Here is a 13,811-nt window from a genome sequence, read left to right as displayed (position 1 = left end):
GGGGATTCGTTGCCTCAATTGGACAATGCCCGGCGGGGATCGTTGCCTCAACTGGTGGTGTCCGGGTTCAGGCGTTGGGGGTGGAAATATTCGTTGCCTCAGCCACCGGTGCCCGCCCCAGGCGCGCGATCGGTCGGGGACCGGCTTTGCTGGTGGTCACGGTGAGCAGTTCGGTGCACAACGCTTGAATGTCGCGTTGCAGGGCGGCGGGATTGAGCCCGGCGTAGACCTCGGCCAGATGCTTGACCTCCTCGGCGGTGACCACCGCATGGGCCTGGGCCCGACGGTACGGGGTCGCGGCCCGGTGATACCTCTTGGTCACCTGGGAACCCCGACGGACCTTCGACTTAAGTTTCTGCTGCGGGGAGAAATAGTTGCCCAACAACGACTGCAATACCCAGATCTTGTTGAGCAACACCACCTCTGCGGCCGTGTCGTAGCGGTGATAGCCCACCAGGACCCGCACCGTGGTCCAGTTCTTCTGCTCGACGTGACAACCATCGTTCTTGTTGCCCGCCCGCGACCGGGTGAAGGTGATGTGCCGCGTGCGGCACCACTCCAACAGGTGGAAGTTGATGAACTCCGACCCGTTGTCCGAATCCACCCCCCGGACCGGGAACGGCATCCCCGCCGCGATCTCACTCAACGCGGCCATCACCCGTTTCTCACCTTTGCCCAACACGCTGCGGGTCTCGGTCCAGCCAGTGGCGATGTCGGTGACCGTCAACGTGTAGGCATGCACCCCGGTGACCACCCCGCCGTCATGGCTGACCAGATCGATCTCGACGAACCCCGGCACCGCATCGTCCCACGCCGCCCAGGTGCGCACCGGGATCTGACTCTTGAGCAACGTGCCCGGTTTCGTCCGGGACCGCCCCTTAAGCTGGTGTTTCTTCCGTTCCGGGGCCAGTCGACGATCGATGGTGGCCGCCGACATCCCCGCCAACAACCCCGCCGTGGCGTCGTCGATGACCAACTCCCCGCACCGACGCAGCACCACCACCAACTCACCCAAGACCTCCGCCAACCGCTTACCGGCCGGCATCCCCACCACCGTCCAGCACAACACCAGGGCCTCAATGACGTCCGGGCCATAGGTTGGGGGCCGCCGCACCCGCGCCCGCACCCCGCAACGCCTTGCGGGCATGATCACGATGCCAGCCCGTCGTGGCACACAACTCATCAAGGATCCGGGACTTCTCGCTCCGACCCGCCCGCGCATACCGCACCGCGATCACCCTGGTCACCGCCCTGCGCTCCGTCAACGTCAACCCCATCCACCGGCGCTAACCCACCCCCGCCCCCACCACCGCAACGACACGCCGCAACCGGGCACTTTCACATGAGGCAACGAATCAGCAAAACGGACATTTTTAATGAGTCAACGCGGGCGCCTCATCACCGGGGTCCGTGGGGTCTAAGGGACATATGTGGCGGACGATACCGGCTGGGGTGAGAGTGATGATGCCGATGTGGTTGGTGGGGCGATTTCCGCGACTTTGTCGCTAACAGCCGGGCGGCACCACCATGATCTGAGAGTCGTGACTGCCGTTGCAGCTGTGACAGCTGGGACTGGCGACCGCCAGCGAACTCGGGGTTTCGTAGGGCACCGCCGACGTGCGCCGCCCGGATTTTATTCGACTGGACTGATCAGGGACAATCGAAGAGATGGCCGAGTTTCAGATGTCCCGTATCGACCTGCGTAACCGCGAGATGAGTGCCGCGCAACTGCGCGCTGCCCTGCCGCGCGGTGGCGTCGACGTGGACGCAGTGGTGCCCAGGGTCCGCCCGATCGTCGACGCAATCGCCGAGAGGGGTGCAGTGGCGGCCTTGGAGTACGGGGAATCGTTCGACGGAGTCCGGCCCGCGACGGTGCGCGTACCGGCCGTAATGCTGGCGCAGGCGCTGTCGGAGTTGGCCCCGGACGTGCGGGCCGCGCTGGAGGTGTCGATCGAGCGCGCCCGCACGGTACACGCCGATCAGCGCCGCACCGACACCACCACGACCCTGGCGCCAGGCGCGACCGTCACCGAACGCTGGGTGCCCGTCGAGCGGGTCGGCCTCTATGTTCCGGGCGGTAACGCGGTCTATCCGTCCAGCGTGGTGATGAACGTGGTGCCCGCGCAGACCGCGGGGGTGGACTCCCTGGTGATCGCGAGCCCCCCGCAGGCTCAGTTCGGCGGGCTGCCGCATCCGACCATTCTGGCCGCCGCGGCGTTACTCGGTGTGGAGGAAGTGTGGGCGGTCGGCGGGGCGCAGGCCGTCGCACTGCTCGCTTACGGCGGCACCGACACCGATGGCGCCGAACTGGCCTCTGTGGACATGATTACCGGTCCCGGCAACATCTATGTCACCGCCGCGAAGCGGATCTGCCGGTCGCAGGTGGGTATCGACGCCGAAGCCGGGCCTACCGAGATCGCCATCCTCGCCGACCACACCGCCGACCCCGTGCACGTGGCCGCCGATCTGATCAGCCAAGCCGAGCACGACGAGATGGCCGCGAGCGTGCTGGTGACCGACAGCGTGACCTTGGCGGACGCCACCGACCGTGAACTGGCCAACCAGCTGGCCACCACAGTGCACGTCGAGCGAGTGACCGCGGCCCTGTCCGGGCAGCAGTCGGCGATAGTGCTAGTCGACGACATATCTGCTGGTATCCGTACGGTCAATGCCTACGCCGCCGAACACCTCGAGATCCAGACCGTCGACGCCTCCGGTGTCGCCGACCGAATCCGTTCTGCCGGAGCGATATTCGTGGGAGCGTGGTCGCCGGTAAGCCTCGGTGACTACTGCGCAGGGTCCAACCACGTGCTGCCCACCGCGGGCTGTGCGCGACATTCCAGCGGGCTGTCGGTGCAGACCTTCCTGCGTGGCATCCACGTGGTGGAGTACGACGAAGCCGCGCTGAAAGATGTTTCCGGGCATGTAATCACGCTGTCGAAGGCGGAAGATCTACCCGCGCATGGTGAGGCGGTACGACGGAGGTTTGAGCGGTGATGAGCGCTTGCGCGAAGAACAGAGGGTACTGATGAGCGCTTGCGCGAAGAACAGAGGGCACTGATGATGCGCGACGTGACCTTGGCGGATCTGCCGCTGCGGGACAGTCTGCGGGGCAAATCGCCCTACGGCGCGCCACAGTTGCAGGTTCCTGTGCGGCTCAACACCAATGAGAATCCGCATCCGCCGACGCCGGCACTCATCGAAGACGTCACGGCCTCGATCCGCGATGCGGCAGCTGACCTGCACCGGTATCCCGACCGTGATGCAGTGGAGTTGCGTGCTGATCTGGCTGCCTACCTGACGTCGGCCACCGGCGTCCCGCTTACCACCGAAAACCTTTGGGCTGCAAATGGTTCCAATGAAATCCTGCAGCAATTGCTGCAGGCGTTCGGCGGCCCGGGCCGCAGCGCGATAGGGTTTGTGCCGTCGTATTCGATGCACCCCATCATTTCGGACGGCACCCAGACGGAATGGTTGCAGGCGACCCGGGCGGATGACTTCAGCCTGGACGTCGAAGCGGCAGTCGCAGCCATCGAGGACCGTAGGCCTGACGTCGTGTTCGTCACGAGCCCGAACAACCCGTCGGGACAGAGTGTTCCGCTCGAGGATCTGCGTCGTCTGTTGGATGCGATGCCGGGTGGGATCCTGATCCTGGACGAGGCCTACGGCGAATTCTCGTCACAGCCCAGTGCTGTCGCGCTGCTGGCCGAGTACCCGACCAAGCTCGTAGTCAGCCGCACGATGAGCAAGGCCTTCGCGTTCGCAGGCGGTCGGCTGGGATATCTGGCGGCCGCGCCCGCCGTGGTCGATGCGCTGCTGCTGGTGCGGTTGCCCTACCATCTGTCCGTGCTGACCCAAGCCGCAGCCCGAGCGGCGCTACGTCACGCCGACGATACCCTGGGCAGTGTGGCAACCCTTGCCGCAGAACGTGATCGAGTGACAGCTGAGCTGTCGCGCCTGGGTTACCGCGTGATACCCAGTGATGCCAACTTCGTGTTGTTCGGGGAATTCGCCGATGCACCCGCAACGTGGCGGCGCTACCTCGACGCCGGTGTGCTGATCCGCGATGTCGGTATCCCGGGATATCTGCGCACCACGATTGGCCTGGCCGACGAGAACAACGCATTCTTGACCGCCAGTGCGGAACTCGCCAAGACCGAACTCAACAGCACGGTAGGAGCATCGTGACCCGTCGCGCGAAAGTCGAACGGAAGACGAGGGAGTCCGAGATCGTCGTCGAGATCGATCTCGATGGCACCGGTGTGGTCGACATCGACACCGGGGTACCGTTTTTCGACCACATGCTCACCTCGCTGGGCACCCACGCCAGCTTCGACCTGACGGTGAAGGCCAAGGGTGACATCGAGATCGAGGGTCACCACACTGTGGAGGACACCGCGATTGTGCTCGGTCAGGCGCTCGGTCAGGCGCTCGGCGACAAGATCGGCATCCGGCGGTTCGGTGACGCGTTCATCCCGATGGACGAAACCCTGGCGCACGCCGCTGTCGACGTCTCGGGCCGTCCGTATTTCGTGCACACCGGCGAGCCGGACTACATGGTCGAGTTCACCATCGCCGGGTCCAGCACGCCGTATCACACGGTGATCAACCGGCATGTGTTCGAGTCGCTGGCGTTCAACGCCCGCATCGCTCTGCATGTGCGCACCATCTATGGTCGCGATCCACACCACATCACCGAGGCCGAGTACAAGGCCGTCGCCCGGGCGCTGCGCCAGGCAGTCGAATACGACCCGCGTGTCACAGGGGTGCCGTCCACAAAGGGCACTTTGTGACGAAGAAAGTCATTGTTCTCGACTACGGGTCGGGAAATCTGCGTTCGGCGCAACGGGCCTTGCAGCGGGTCGGTGCCGATGTCGAGGTGACCGCAGACCCGGGTGCCGCGGCAGCCGCCGATGGTCTGGTGGTGCCAGGTGTCGGTGCCTACGAAGCGTGTATGCAGGGCTTGCGGGCGATCGGCGGTGAGAAGATCATCGCCGACCGTTTGCAGCACGGTCACCCGGTGCTCGGGGTCTGCGTCGGCATGCAGATTATGTTCGCCCGCGGTGTTGAGTTCGGCGTGGAGACCGTCGGGTGTGGTCAGTGGCCAGGCGCGGTCACCCGCCTCGACGCGCCGGTCATCCCACACATGGGCTGGAACGTCGTCGAGGCTGCCGCCGGCAGTAGGCTATTCCGGGGACTCGACGCCGACACGCGGTTCTATTTCGTACACTCCTACGCCGCACAGGAGTGGTTGGGCAATCCTGACGCGCTGGTCACGTGGGCGACGCACCATGTTCGGTTCATCGCGGCGGTCGAGGACGGGCCGTTGGCGGCCACACAATTTCATCCGGAGAAGAGCGGCGACGCTGGTGCTACGCTGCTCGCGAATTGGGTTGAGGGACTGTGAGTTTGATTCTTTTGCCAGCCGTCGACGTGGTCGAGGGCAAGGCGGTGCGGCTGGTTCAGGGCAAGGCGGGCAGCGAGACCGACTACGGCTCGGCGCTCGACGCGGCGCTGGCCTGGCAGCGTGACGGCGCGCAGTGGATCCATCTGGTGGATCTCGACGCGGCGTTCGGCCGGGGGAGTAACCGGGAGTTGCTCGCCGAGGTCGTCGGCAAGCTGGACGTCGACGTGGAACTTTCCGGCGGCATCCGTGACGACGAATCGCTGAAGGCGGCCCTGGACACCGGCTGCGCCCGGGTCAACATCGGTACCGCGGCGCTGGAGAACCCACAGTGGTGCGCGGCGGCCATCGCCGAGTATGGCGACAAGGTGGCCGTCGGTCTGGATGTGCAGATCGTGGACGGTGCGCATCGGCTCCGCGGGCGAGGGTGGGAAACTGACGGCGGCGACCTCTGGGACGTGCTGCAACGCCTCGAGCGTGAGGGATGTTCCCGTTACGTGGTCACCGACGTCACCAAGGACGGCACCCTGACCGGGCCCAATCTGGAGCTGCTCGGTGCGGTAGCCGAGCGTAGCGGGGTGCCTGTCATCGCCTCCGGTGGCGTGTCCAGCCTTGACGATCTGCGGGCCATCGCCACCCTGACCGAGCGTGGTGTCGAGGGTGCGATCGTCGGAAAGGCGCTCTACGCCGAACGATTCACCCTGCCCGAGGCTCTGGCCGCGGTCAGCGGCTGATCCGGTGGACCCCAACCGGCTGGCCGCGCTGCTCGCCACTGCGGCCGAGATTCTCGACGAGGCGTCGGCTCCGTTCATCGCCGGGCACCGGGCCGATTCCGCGGTCCGTAAGCAGGGCAATGACTTCGCCACGGAGGTCGACCTGGCCATCGAGCGACAGGTGGTCAGGGCGCTGGCCGAAGGGACCGGGATCGGGGTACACGGCGAGGAGTTCGGCGGCGAACCGATCGATTCCGACCTGGTGTGGGTACTCGACCCGATCGACGGCACCTTCAACTACGCGGCGGGTTCGCCGATGGCCGCAATTCTGCTGGGGCTGTTGGCAAATGGCGAACCGGTCGCGGGCCTGACCTGGCTGCCCTTCATGGGACAGCGTTACTCCGCGCTCGCCGGCGGACCGGTATACGACAACGCCAAAGCGCTTCCTGCCCTGGACTCTCCGACACTGGCCGACTCCATCGTGGGAATTCAGTCGTTCAACATCGACTCGCGTGGGCGGTTCCCGGGGCGGTACCGGGCCCAGGTTCTGGCGAATCTGAGCCGTGAGTGCTCGCGCGTGCGGATGCATGGCGCCACCGGCATCGACCTGGCGTATGTGGCTGCCGGAATCCTGAGTGCCGCCATCAGTTTCGGGCACCACATCTGGGATCACGCGGCCGGTGTGGCACTCGTCCGCGCGGCCGGCGGTGTCGTGACCGATCTTGCCGGTGAGCCATGGACTGCCGAGTCCAAATCGGCACTGGCCGCGGCACCCGGTGTGCACGATCGCATACTGGACATCGTGAAATCCGCAGGCCACCCGGAGGATTACCTGTGACCAGTGACGTTGCCACCCGGGTCATTCCGTGTCTGGACGTCGACGACGGCCGCGTCGTCAAAGGCGTCAACTTCGCAAACCTCCGCGACGCCGGGGATCCCGTCGAACTGGCCGCGGCCTACGACGCCGAGGGTGCCGACGAGCTGACCTTCCTGGATGTGACGGCGTCGTCGTCCGGTCGGAGCACCATGCTGGAGGTGGTCAAGCGCACCGCCGAGCAGGTGTTCATCCCGTTGACGGTCGGCGGCGGGGTGCGGTCCGTGGAAGACGTCGACGTGCTGCTGCGTGCCGGCGCGGACAAGGTTTCGGTCAATACGGCCGCGATCGCGCGGCCAGAACTACTCGCCGAGTTGGCCCGGCAATTCGGCTCGCAGTGCATCGTGCTCAGTGTCGACGCCCGCACCGTTCCGGCCGGTGCGGCACCCACTCCGTCGGGCTGGGAAGTCACGACGCACGGCGGGCGGCGCGGCACCGGTATCGACGCCATCGAGTGGGCCACCCGCGGCGCCGAACTCGGTGTCGGCGAGATCCTGCTGAATTCGATGGACCGCGACGGCACCAAAGCGGGTTTCGACCTGGCCATGCTGCGCGCCGTGCGTGCGGCGGTCACCGTGCCCGTGATCGCCAGCGGCGGGGCCGGCGCGGCGGAACATTTCCCGCCTGCCGTTGTCGCAGGAGCCGATGCGGTCCTGGCCGCGAGCGTTTTCCACTTCCGGGAGCTGACCATCGCCGAGGTCAAGGCGGCAATGGCGGACGCAGGGATCACTGTGCGATGAGTGGACTCGATGCGACTATCGCGGCGCGGCTCAAGCGCAACGCCGACGGTCTGTTCGCCGCTGTGGTGCAGGAGCATGGCACCGGTGACGTGCTGATGGTCGCCTGGATGGATGACGACGCGTTGGCTCGCACGCTGGAAACCCGTGAGGCGACATATTTTTCGCGTTCGCGCGGCGAGCAGTGGATCAAGGGCGCCACCTCCGGGCACACCCAACGCGTGCATTCGGTGCGGCTGGACTGCGACGGTGACACGGTGCTGCTGGAGGTCGACCAGGTCGGCGGAGCCTGCCACACCGGCAATCACACCTGCTTCGACGCCGACCTGCTGCTCTCGCCCGAGGGCTAGCAGCCTCAGACCGCGAGGACGGGTGATCGGCCCAGGATGCGTACGAGCAGGGTGGTCGCGACGGTCTCGGCGGTGATCAGGCACACCAGCACCACGATCTGAAACCGTGCGGCTTCCAACGGCAGGGCACCCGCCATCAGCGCACCCACGAATGCGCCGGGGAGTGTGACGAGCCCCGTCGTCCTCGTCTGGTCGAGGACCGGGCGCACGGCGTCCCCGGCAGCAGCTCGGCCGATGTGCACCACCGATTGGCTCGGCGTCGCGCCGATGGACAGCCAGCCTTCGATCTCGGCTCGGGACTTCACCGACATCCGCTGAAAATTACGGCTTGCCAAGGTGGTGGCCGTCATCGTCGAACCGATGACGATGCCGCCCAGCGCGATCACGAACCGGCTCTCCAGGGCCAGCATATGCAGCCCGAACGCCAGGCCGATTGTCAGTGCACTCGCCGCCACCGTCGACATCACCACCGCGATCGGGCCGCCATGGAGGTCCCGAAGCCTGCGGCCTGCCGTCCACGCCGCCACGCTGACCATCACCGCCAGCGCCAGCGCCACCAGCGCAGGGTGAGCGAGGACTCCGCGCAGCGCGAGACTGATCAGCGCCAACTGCCCGAGCGCCCGGGTAACCGCCCACCATGGCGCGGCCGTATGTTCGATCTTGGCCCACCACATCACCGCCGAGGTGATGGCGAGCAGGACCGCGGCGCCAAGCAGCAAAGTCGCATACGGCATACGAGCATCTCACCACTGCTATAGGCGCGGCGCCCCGAAGTTTCCCCCGTGACGAACCCATGCGTGTGATGTTCGTCGCCCAGCCCATGGGCGAAATGGCAAAGTAGTCGACGCTAGTGACACCATCGAAATGTGGTGGTAATACGTTCAAATTCTGGGCGCGGCCCGGTGTGATGCATAGCACGCTCTTACGCGCACTCGGCCGCTTGTGGGTGTTTCGTGGACTCGCACGCAATCCTCTGGCCCGCATGACCGATCGGGTGGAAGCGATTGCCATGCTGACGGTTCTGGCTACTGCGCTTCTCGTCGTCCCGACCGCCGCGCAGTCGGGTGCCGATCGCTACGCGGCACAGATGCGTACGATCGCCGAACAGACTCGGTCGCAGCATCAGGTCGACGCTGTGGTGACCCAGGGCAGGGTGCAGGGGGCACAGCCTTACTCCGCAGATCTACCGTCGGTCGTCCAGTGGCGCGAGGGTTCACAGATCCGCACCGGGCGCGCAACGTTCTCGACGTCGACCTCGACCGGTCAGCGAGTGGTGATCTGGCTCGACAACCAGGGCAAGGTCGTTGCTGCCCCTAGACATAAAGCCGATGCCCAGTTGAGTGCATTCGTGCAGGCGGCCGGTGTGTGGCTCGGTGCAGTGACGTTGAGTGTGCTGATCGCCTACCTTGTCCGGCGGTTGCTCGACCGGATACGTGCGAACGCTTGGGAGCGTGAATTGCAGTTACTGGCGCACAACGACGACGGCTGGGCCAACCGGCGCATCTAGCAGTGCATGAACGCACCCCGGCGTTGCGGTGCGCCGGCTTGTCGGTGGCTTCGATAACAATGACGTGGTGACCGACACCGCAGTGCATGCCGATGGCGATTCCGCCACGGCACGTAAGGCGCGTGGTGCATTCTTCACACCTGCCGAGATCACCCGGTACCTCACCCGGTGGGCCGTGCGGTGCGCTGAAGAACGGATCCTCGAGCCCTCGGCAGGCGACGCGGCATTCCTGATCGAGGCCACCCACCGGCTGCAGGAATTCGGAAGTGCGGCCCCGCAGGTCGATGGTGTCGAGATCCATCCCGCCAGCGCCGCCGCCGCGCGGCGCCGGGTGGCCGCTGCCGGCGGCAGCGCGCATATCCGTACGGCCGATTTCTTCGATATCACCCCGCGGCCGGAGTACACCGCCGTGATCGGCAATCCGCCCTATATCCGCTACCAGGATTTCCGCGGGCCGGCGCGTGCCCAGTCCCGCCGGGCCGCCCTGCAGGCCGGTGTGGCGCTGTCGGGGCTGGCCTCCAGTTGGGCGGCCTTCACTGTGCACTCCGCTCTGTTCTTGCGCCCTGGCGGCCGGATGGCTCTGGTGCTGCCCGCGGAGCTGCTGAGCGTCAACTACGCGGCTGCCGTGCGCAGGTTCTTGTTCGACCGGTTCGCCCACGTCGAGCTGGTGATGTTCGACGAACAGGTGTTTCCCGAGGCCGAGGCCGACATCCTGCTCCTGCTGGCCGACGGATTCGATCAGGGCCCGTCCGGCCATGCTGTCATTCACCGTGCGCGCAATACCGCATCGCTGACATCGGAACTGGTGCAACGCAACTGGTCGCCACGCGACCCGGCCGACAAATGGGTCAGCGGGCTGATCGGCAATGCATCCGTCGACGCCGTGCACGCGTTACACACCGCGGGTCGGTTCGCCCACCTGGAGTTGTGGGGGGACACCACGCTGGGCATGGTGACCGGCAACAATGCCTTCTTCGCGCTGTCCCCGCAGCGGGTCGGGGAATTGGGGCTTCACCGCAGCGATCTGCTGCCGTTGTCCCCGCCGGGGAGTGCCCATCTCCGTGGCCTCACCCTCACCGCTGATCAGCTGGCGCAGCTCGGGGAGCAGGGCAAGTCCACTCAATTGTTCCGGCCCGCGGGCCGGTTGTCGGCGGCTGCCCAGCGCTACCTCGACGCCGGTCACGCTGCCGGGGTGCACCTGGCCTACAAGTGCCGGGTGCGGAAGCCTTGGTACCTGGTGCCGCTCGTGGCACCCGCCGACCTGTTGTTGACGTGCATGAACGCCGACACCCCGCGGCTGGTGACCAACCGGGCCAAGGCCCATCACCTCAACTCGGTGCACGGGGTGTATCTGCGGGACGGTTTAGCCGCGCTCGGGCGCGACCTGTTGCCACTGGCGGCCTTGAATTCGGTGACGCTGCTGCACGCCGAGATGACCGGCCGCTCCTACGGCGGCGGAATACTCAAAATCGAACCACGCGAAGCGGATCGGTGGCTGGTGCCGGCACCCGAGCTCATCGTCGCCCGAGCTCCGCAACTGCGCGCCGCGCGGCGACGGACGGCGACCTTGCTGCGCAACGGTCGGTTGCTCGACGCCGTACACTTGGTCGACGAAGCACTTGGTTTGGCCGACTTGGAATCCATTCGCGCAGCGCGATATTCGTTAGCTACCCGCCGGGCGGTAAGGTCTCGGCGTGCCCGCTGAACCGTCGACGAAAGCCACCGCGTGGGCCATCTTCGACCGGATCGTCGCCGATGCCGCACCCGGTGGTGAGCACACCAACCCCTGGGTGCGCAGCGGAGACGAACTCGTCTACCGCCCCGACTTCCGGGTGCTGCGCAGGCTGCTGGGTGTGCCACTGCACCTCGACGCCCCATCGACGACGGGTGTGCCGGCGCTGGCCCTGGATGTGTGGCTGGCGTACGAACTGCGCCGGGCCGGGTTCGACCCTGATGCGGTGTGGCCGCGGCCCAGTGAGCCGAGGATCATGCCCAGCGCCATCGCCAACCTGCTCGAGGCGCTGCCGCTCAAGGAACGCCAACTCATCGAACATCGGCTTCGCCGGTCCATGAAGGGCGTCGCCGGGTCCAGCGCCAGCATCCTCGGCAAGCACTACATGAAGCAGGTCGACGTGGTGATGTCGGACTGGGACACGGGCCCGGAACTGCTCGTCAGTACCAAGCGGATGGATTCCAGCTTCGGCAAGAACGCCGCCAACCGGGTCGAGGAGAGCTACGGCGACGCCAAGAACCTGCGGCTGCGCCACCCGATGGCTGCGCTCGGGTTCGTCTACGGGCTGCGTTCGACCATTCTCGACACAGAGCCGGACAAGGCCGAATGGCTGATCGACCTGCTCGGCAAACTCGGCACCGAGGACGATGCCTACCATGCCGTCGCGCTGGTGATGATCGACTACGACGCTGCGGCGCCGGTCGAGGACGACGAGGTGGACAGCATCGAAAAGGCCGAGCCTGACGCGCTTTTCGAGATCGTCGACGTCGAGACCGCCGCGGTGGACGAGGCGCTGGCAGCGCTTCCCGACATCGCGATCCGCCACGACACGGTGCCGCCCGAGCTGCAGCCGTCACGCTTTCTGGCCACCATGGTCACGCGCGTCGTCGACACGACGCCGGTGACCAGACACCGCGAAGCCCGCCGGCGCCGCCGGGAGGCGCCCGAGGGCTAACGGATCCTGGGCCCGGCCTTGGCGCGTGCGGTCCAGCGGCCGTCGTGGAACCCGACCTCGACCGGATGGGCGAACGCCGTAGAGACGTGGTCGGTCGTCACCGTCTCCCGGGCCGGACCGCTCGCGACGGTCCGCCCGTGCGCGATCAGCAGGGCATGCGTCGTCGACGTCGGCAGTTCTTCCAAATGGTGCGTCACCAGGATCGACGCCATATCGGAATGCGAATCATCCAGGGTGTCAAGGGTTTCCAATAGCTGCTCGCGGGCGGCGACATCCAGGCCCGTGGTCGGCTCGTCGAGAAGCAGCAGCCGAGGATCGGAGATCAGGGCACGGGCGATCAGTGTGCGGCCTCGCTCACCCTGCGACAGCGTCGGCCATGTCGCGTCGGCCCGAGCCGTCAGCCCGACGGTGTCGATGAGCTCCCGGGCGCGGGTCAGCTGTTCGGGGCTCGGTGTCCAGCGGGCCGCGGTGTCGATGGTGGCGGTGATCCCCGTGAGCACGACGTCACGCACGGTCAGCGGATACTGCAGCCGGTGCCGGGGATTCACGTGGCCGATGGACCGCCGCAGCACCGCAAGGTCGGTCCGCCCCATCTGTCCGCCGAGCACGCGTACCGTGCCGGTGGTCGGAAAGGTCACGGCCGCGCAGAATCCCAGCAGCGTGCTCTTACCGGCGCCGTTCGGCCCGAGCAGCGCCCAGTGCTCCCCGGACTGCACCCTCAGCGAGATGCCGTCGATGATCTGCTTGCCGTCACGCCGGAAGGTGACGTCGCTGATGTCCAAAACCGGTGTCATGAAAAGGATTCCTTCAGTGCGCTCAGGTGGGTTCTGCTGGAGGCGGCTGCGGCCGCAGGGTCGCGGGCGATGATCGCGTCGGCTAGCTGCTGATGTAGCGCGTGGTCGTGCGGCTCGGACGCGATCGGGCGGATCTTGAGCATGTCGATCATCGCCAGCCGTAGCCGCGGCAGGAACGCGTCGAACAACTGGGTCAGCACGTCGTTGTGTGCGGCGGTGATCACCGCGCGGTGAAATGCCATGTCGGCGTCGACGTGCTCGGGTACCGACTGGCCCTGCACACCGCGAGCAGCCAGGGTGCGCCGGATCGCGCGTAGGTCGGCCGGGGTGCGGCGAGTTGCGGCCAACGCGGCGCCCTCGGCCTCGATGGCGATGCGGGCTTCGATCACCGAGGCGATGTTCGCGCTGCGCAGTACGGTGTCCCAGTCCTCGGTGGCATCCAACGCCGTGACGAATACCCCGGCGCCCTGCCGGCTTTCCAGCACGCCCCTGCCTGCCAACTCGCGGATGGCTTCCCGCAGTGTCGAGCGGCCCACCCCGAGTTGGGCGGCGAGCGTGGTTTCGCCGGGGAGCCGGTGCCCGAGCGGCCACTCACCGTCTCGGATCCGGGTCAGCAGCAACTGCGCCGTCTGCGCGGCCAACGGGTGGCGTTGAACCTGCGAAACCATCTCAACCTCTCTACTTGTCTGAGGAGTTGTGTGTATTGTAACCATCGTGACGCGCGTGCTTCTCCTTAGCTGCCTCG

The 13,811-nt window shown here is 66.4% G+C and carries 14 protein-coding genes and 1 pseudogene; 11 read left to right on the top strand and 4 right to left on the bottom strand.

Features of this window, described 5'->3' with window-relative positions; genetic code table 11:
• Window positions 1-67 precede the first annotated feature (67 nt).
• Window positions 68-1,277: pseudogene (locus H276_RS22825) on the bottom strand (transposase family protein).
• A gap of 391 nt (window positions 1,278-1,668) precedes the next feature.
• Between H276_RS22825 and hisD the strand changes: the two are divergent.
• From hisD to hisI, 8 genes are all read left to right on the top strand, one after another.
• A complete protein-coding gene (gene hisD / locus H276_RS0110195; RefSeq protein WP_019971208.1) occupies window positions 1,669-2,997 on the top strand; it encodes a histidinol dehydrogenase in 1,329 nt (442 codons plus the stop codon).
• Window positions 2,998-3,060: 63 nt separating this feature from the next.
• The gene (locus H276_RS0110190; protein ID WP_019971207.1) at window positions 3,061-4,188 is read left to right on the top strand and encodes a histidinol-phosphate transaminase; all 1,128 of its coding nucleotides are present in this window, start codon (window positions 3,061-3,063) and stop codon (window positions 4,186-4,188) included.
• Window positions 4,185-4,793, top strand: a complete 609-nt coding sequence (hisB, locus tag H276_RS0110185) for an imidazoleglycerol-phosphate dehydratase HisB (RefSeq protein WP_019971206.1) — start codon at window positions 4,185-4,187, stop codon at window positions 4,791-4,793. The genes H276_RS0110190 and hisB overlap by 4 nt, the downstream gene beginning before the upstream one ends.
• On the top strand, window positions 4,790-5,407 hold the full coding sequence (gene hisH / locus H276_RS0110180) for an imidazole glycerol phosphate synthase subunit HisH (protein ID WP_019971205.1): 618 nt from the start codon (window positions 4,790-4,792) through the stop codon (window positions 5,405-5,407). The genes hisB and hisH overlap by 4 nt, the downstream gene beginning before the upstream one ends.
• The gene (gene priA, locus H276_RS0110175) at window positions 5,404-6,138 is read left to right on the top strand and encodes a bifunctional 1-(5-phosphoribosyl)-5-((5-phosphoribosylamino)methylideneamino)imidazole-4-carboxamide isomerase/phosphoribosylanthranilate isomerase PriA (protein ID WP_019971204.1); all 735 of its coding nucleotides are present in this window, start codon (window positions 5,404-5,406) and stop codon (window positions 6,136-6,138) included. Before hisH ends, priA begins: the two co-directional genes overlap by 4 nt.
• 4 nt (window positions 6,139-6,142) lie before the next feature.
• Entirely contained in the window at window positions 6,143-6,955 is an 813-nt protein-coding gene (locus H276_RS0110170; protein ID WP_019971203.1) for an inositol monophosphatase family protein, read from the top strand.
• Window positions 6,952-7,731, top strand: coding sequence for an imidazole glycerol phosphate synthase subunit HisF (gene hisF / locus H276_RS0110165; RefSeq protein WP_019971202.1), 780 nt, complete (start codon window positions 6,952-6,954; stop codon window positions 7,729-7,731). Before H276_RS0110170 ends, hisF begins: the two co-directional genes overlap by 4 nt.
• On the top strand, window positions 7,728-8,078 hold the full coding sequence (hisI, locus tag H276_RS0110160; RefSeq protein ID WP_019971201.1) for a phosphoribosyl-AMP cyclohydrolase: 351 nt from the start codon (window positions 7,728-7,730) through the stop codon (window positions 8,076-8,078). The genes hisF and hisI overlap by 4 nt, the downstream gene beginning before the upstream one ends.
• 5 nt (window positions 8,079-8,083) lie before the next feature.
• Here the strand turns inward: hisI and H276_RS0110155 are convergent, their stop codons facing one another.
• A complete protein-coding gene (locus H276_RS0110155; RefSeq protein ID WP_019971200.1) occupies window positions 8,084-8,812 on the bottom strand; it encodes an ABC transporter permease in 729 nt (242 codons plus the stop codon).
• Window positions 8,813-9,060: 248 nt separating this feature from the next.
• On the opposite strand from H276_RS0110155, the gene H276_RS0110150 reads away from it, so the two are divergent.
• The 3 genes from H276_RS0110150 to H276_RS0110140 all read left to right on the top strand — a co-directional run bounded on the left by H276_RS0110150 (window position 9,061) and on the right by H276_RS0110140 (window position 12,272).
• Window positions 9,061-9,585, top strand: a complete 525-nt coding sequence (locus tag H276_RS0110150) for a hypothetical protein (RefSeq protein WP_019971199.1) — start codon at window positions 9,061-9,063, stop codon at window positions 9,583-9,585.
• Window positions 9,586-9,649: 64 nt separating this feature from the next.
• Window positions 9,650-11,290 (top strand): N-6 DNA methylase, encoded by a 1,641-nt coding sequence (locus tag H276_RS0110145; RefSeq protein ID WP_019971198.1) that lies wholly within the window; start codon window positions 9,650-9,652, stop codon window positions 11,288-11,290.
• Entirely contained in the window at window positions 11,280-12,272 is a 993-nt protein-coding gene (locus H276_RS0110140; protein WP_019971197.1) for a hypothetical protein, read from the top strand. The genes H276_RS0110145 and H276_RS0110140 overlap by 11 nt, the downstream gene beginning before the upstream one ends.
• On the opposite strand, the gene H276_RS0110135 is transcribed toward H276_RS0110140, so the two are convergent.
• The gene (locus H276_RS0110135; protein WP_019971196.1) at window positions 12,269-13,066 is read right to left on the bottom strand and encodes an ABC transporter ATP-binding protein; all 798 of its coding nucleotides are present in this window, start codon (window positions 13,064-13,066) and stop codon (window positions 12,269-12,271) included. The genes H276_RS0110140 and H276_RS0110135 overlap by 4 nt on opposite strands.
• The gene (locus H276_RS0110130) at window positions 13,063-13,734 is read right to left on the bottom strand and encodes a FadR/GntR family transcriptional regulator (RefSeq protein WP_019971195.1); all 672 of its coding nucleotides are present in this window, start codon (window positions 13,732-13,734) and stop codon (window positions 13,063-13,065) included. The genes H276_RS0110135 and H276_RS0110130 overlap by 4 nt, the downstream gene beginning before the upstream one ends.
• Window positions 13,735-13,811 lie beyond the last annotated feature (77 nt).

The organism is Mycobacterium sp. 141 (assembly GCF_000382405.1).
Taxonomy (GTDB): Bacteria; Actinomycetota; Actinomycetes; order Mycobacteriales; family Mycobacteriaceae; genus Mycobacterium.
This window is presented reverse-complemented; position numbering and strand designations above follow the sequence as displayed.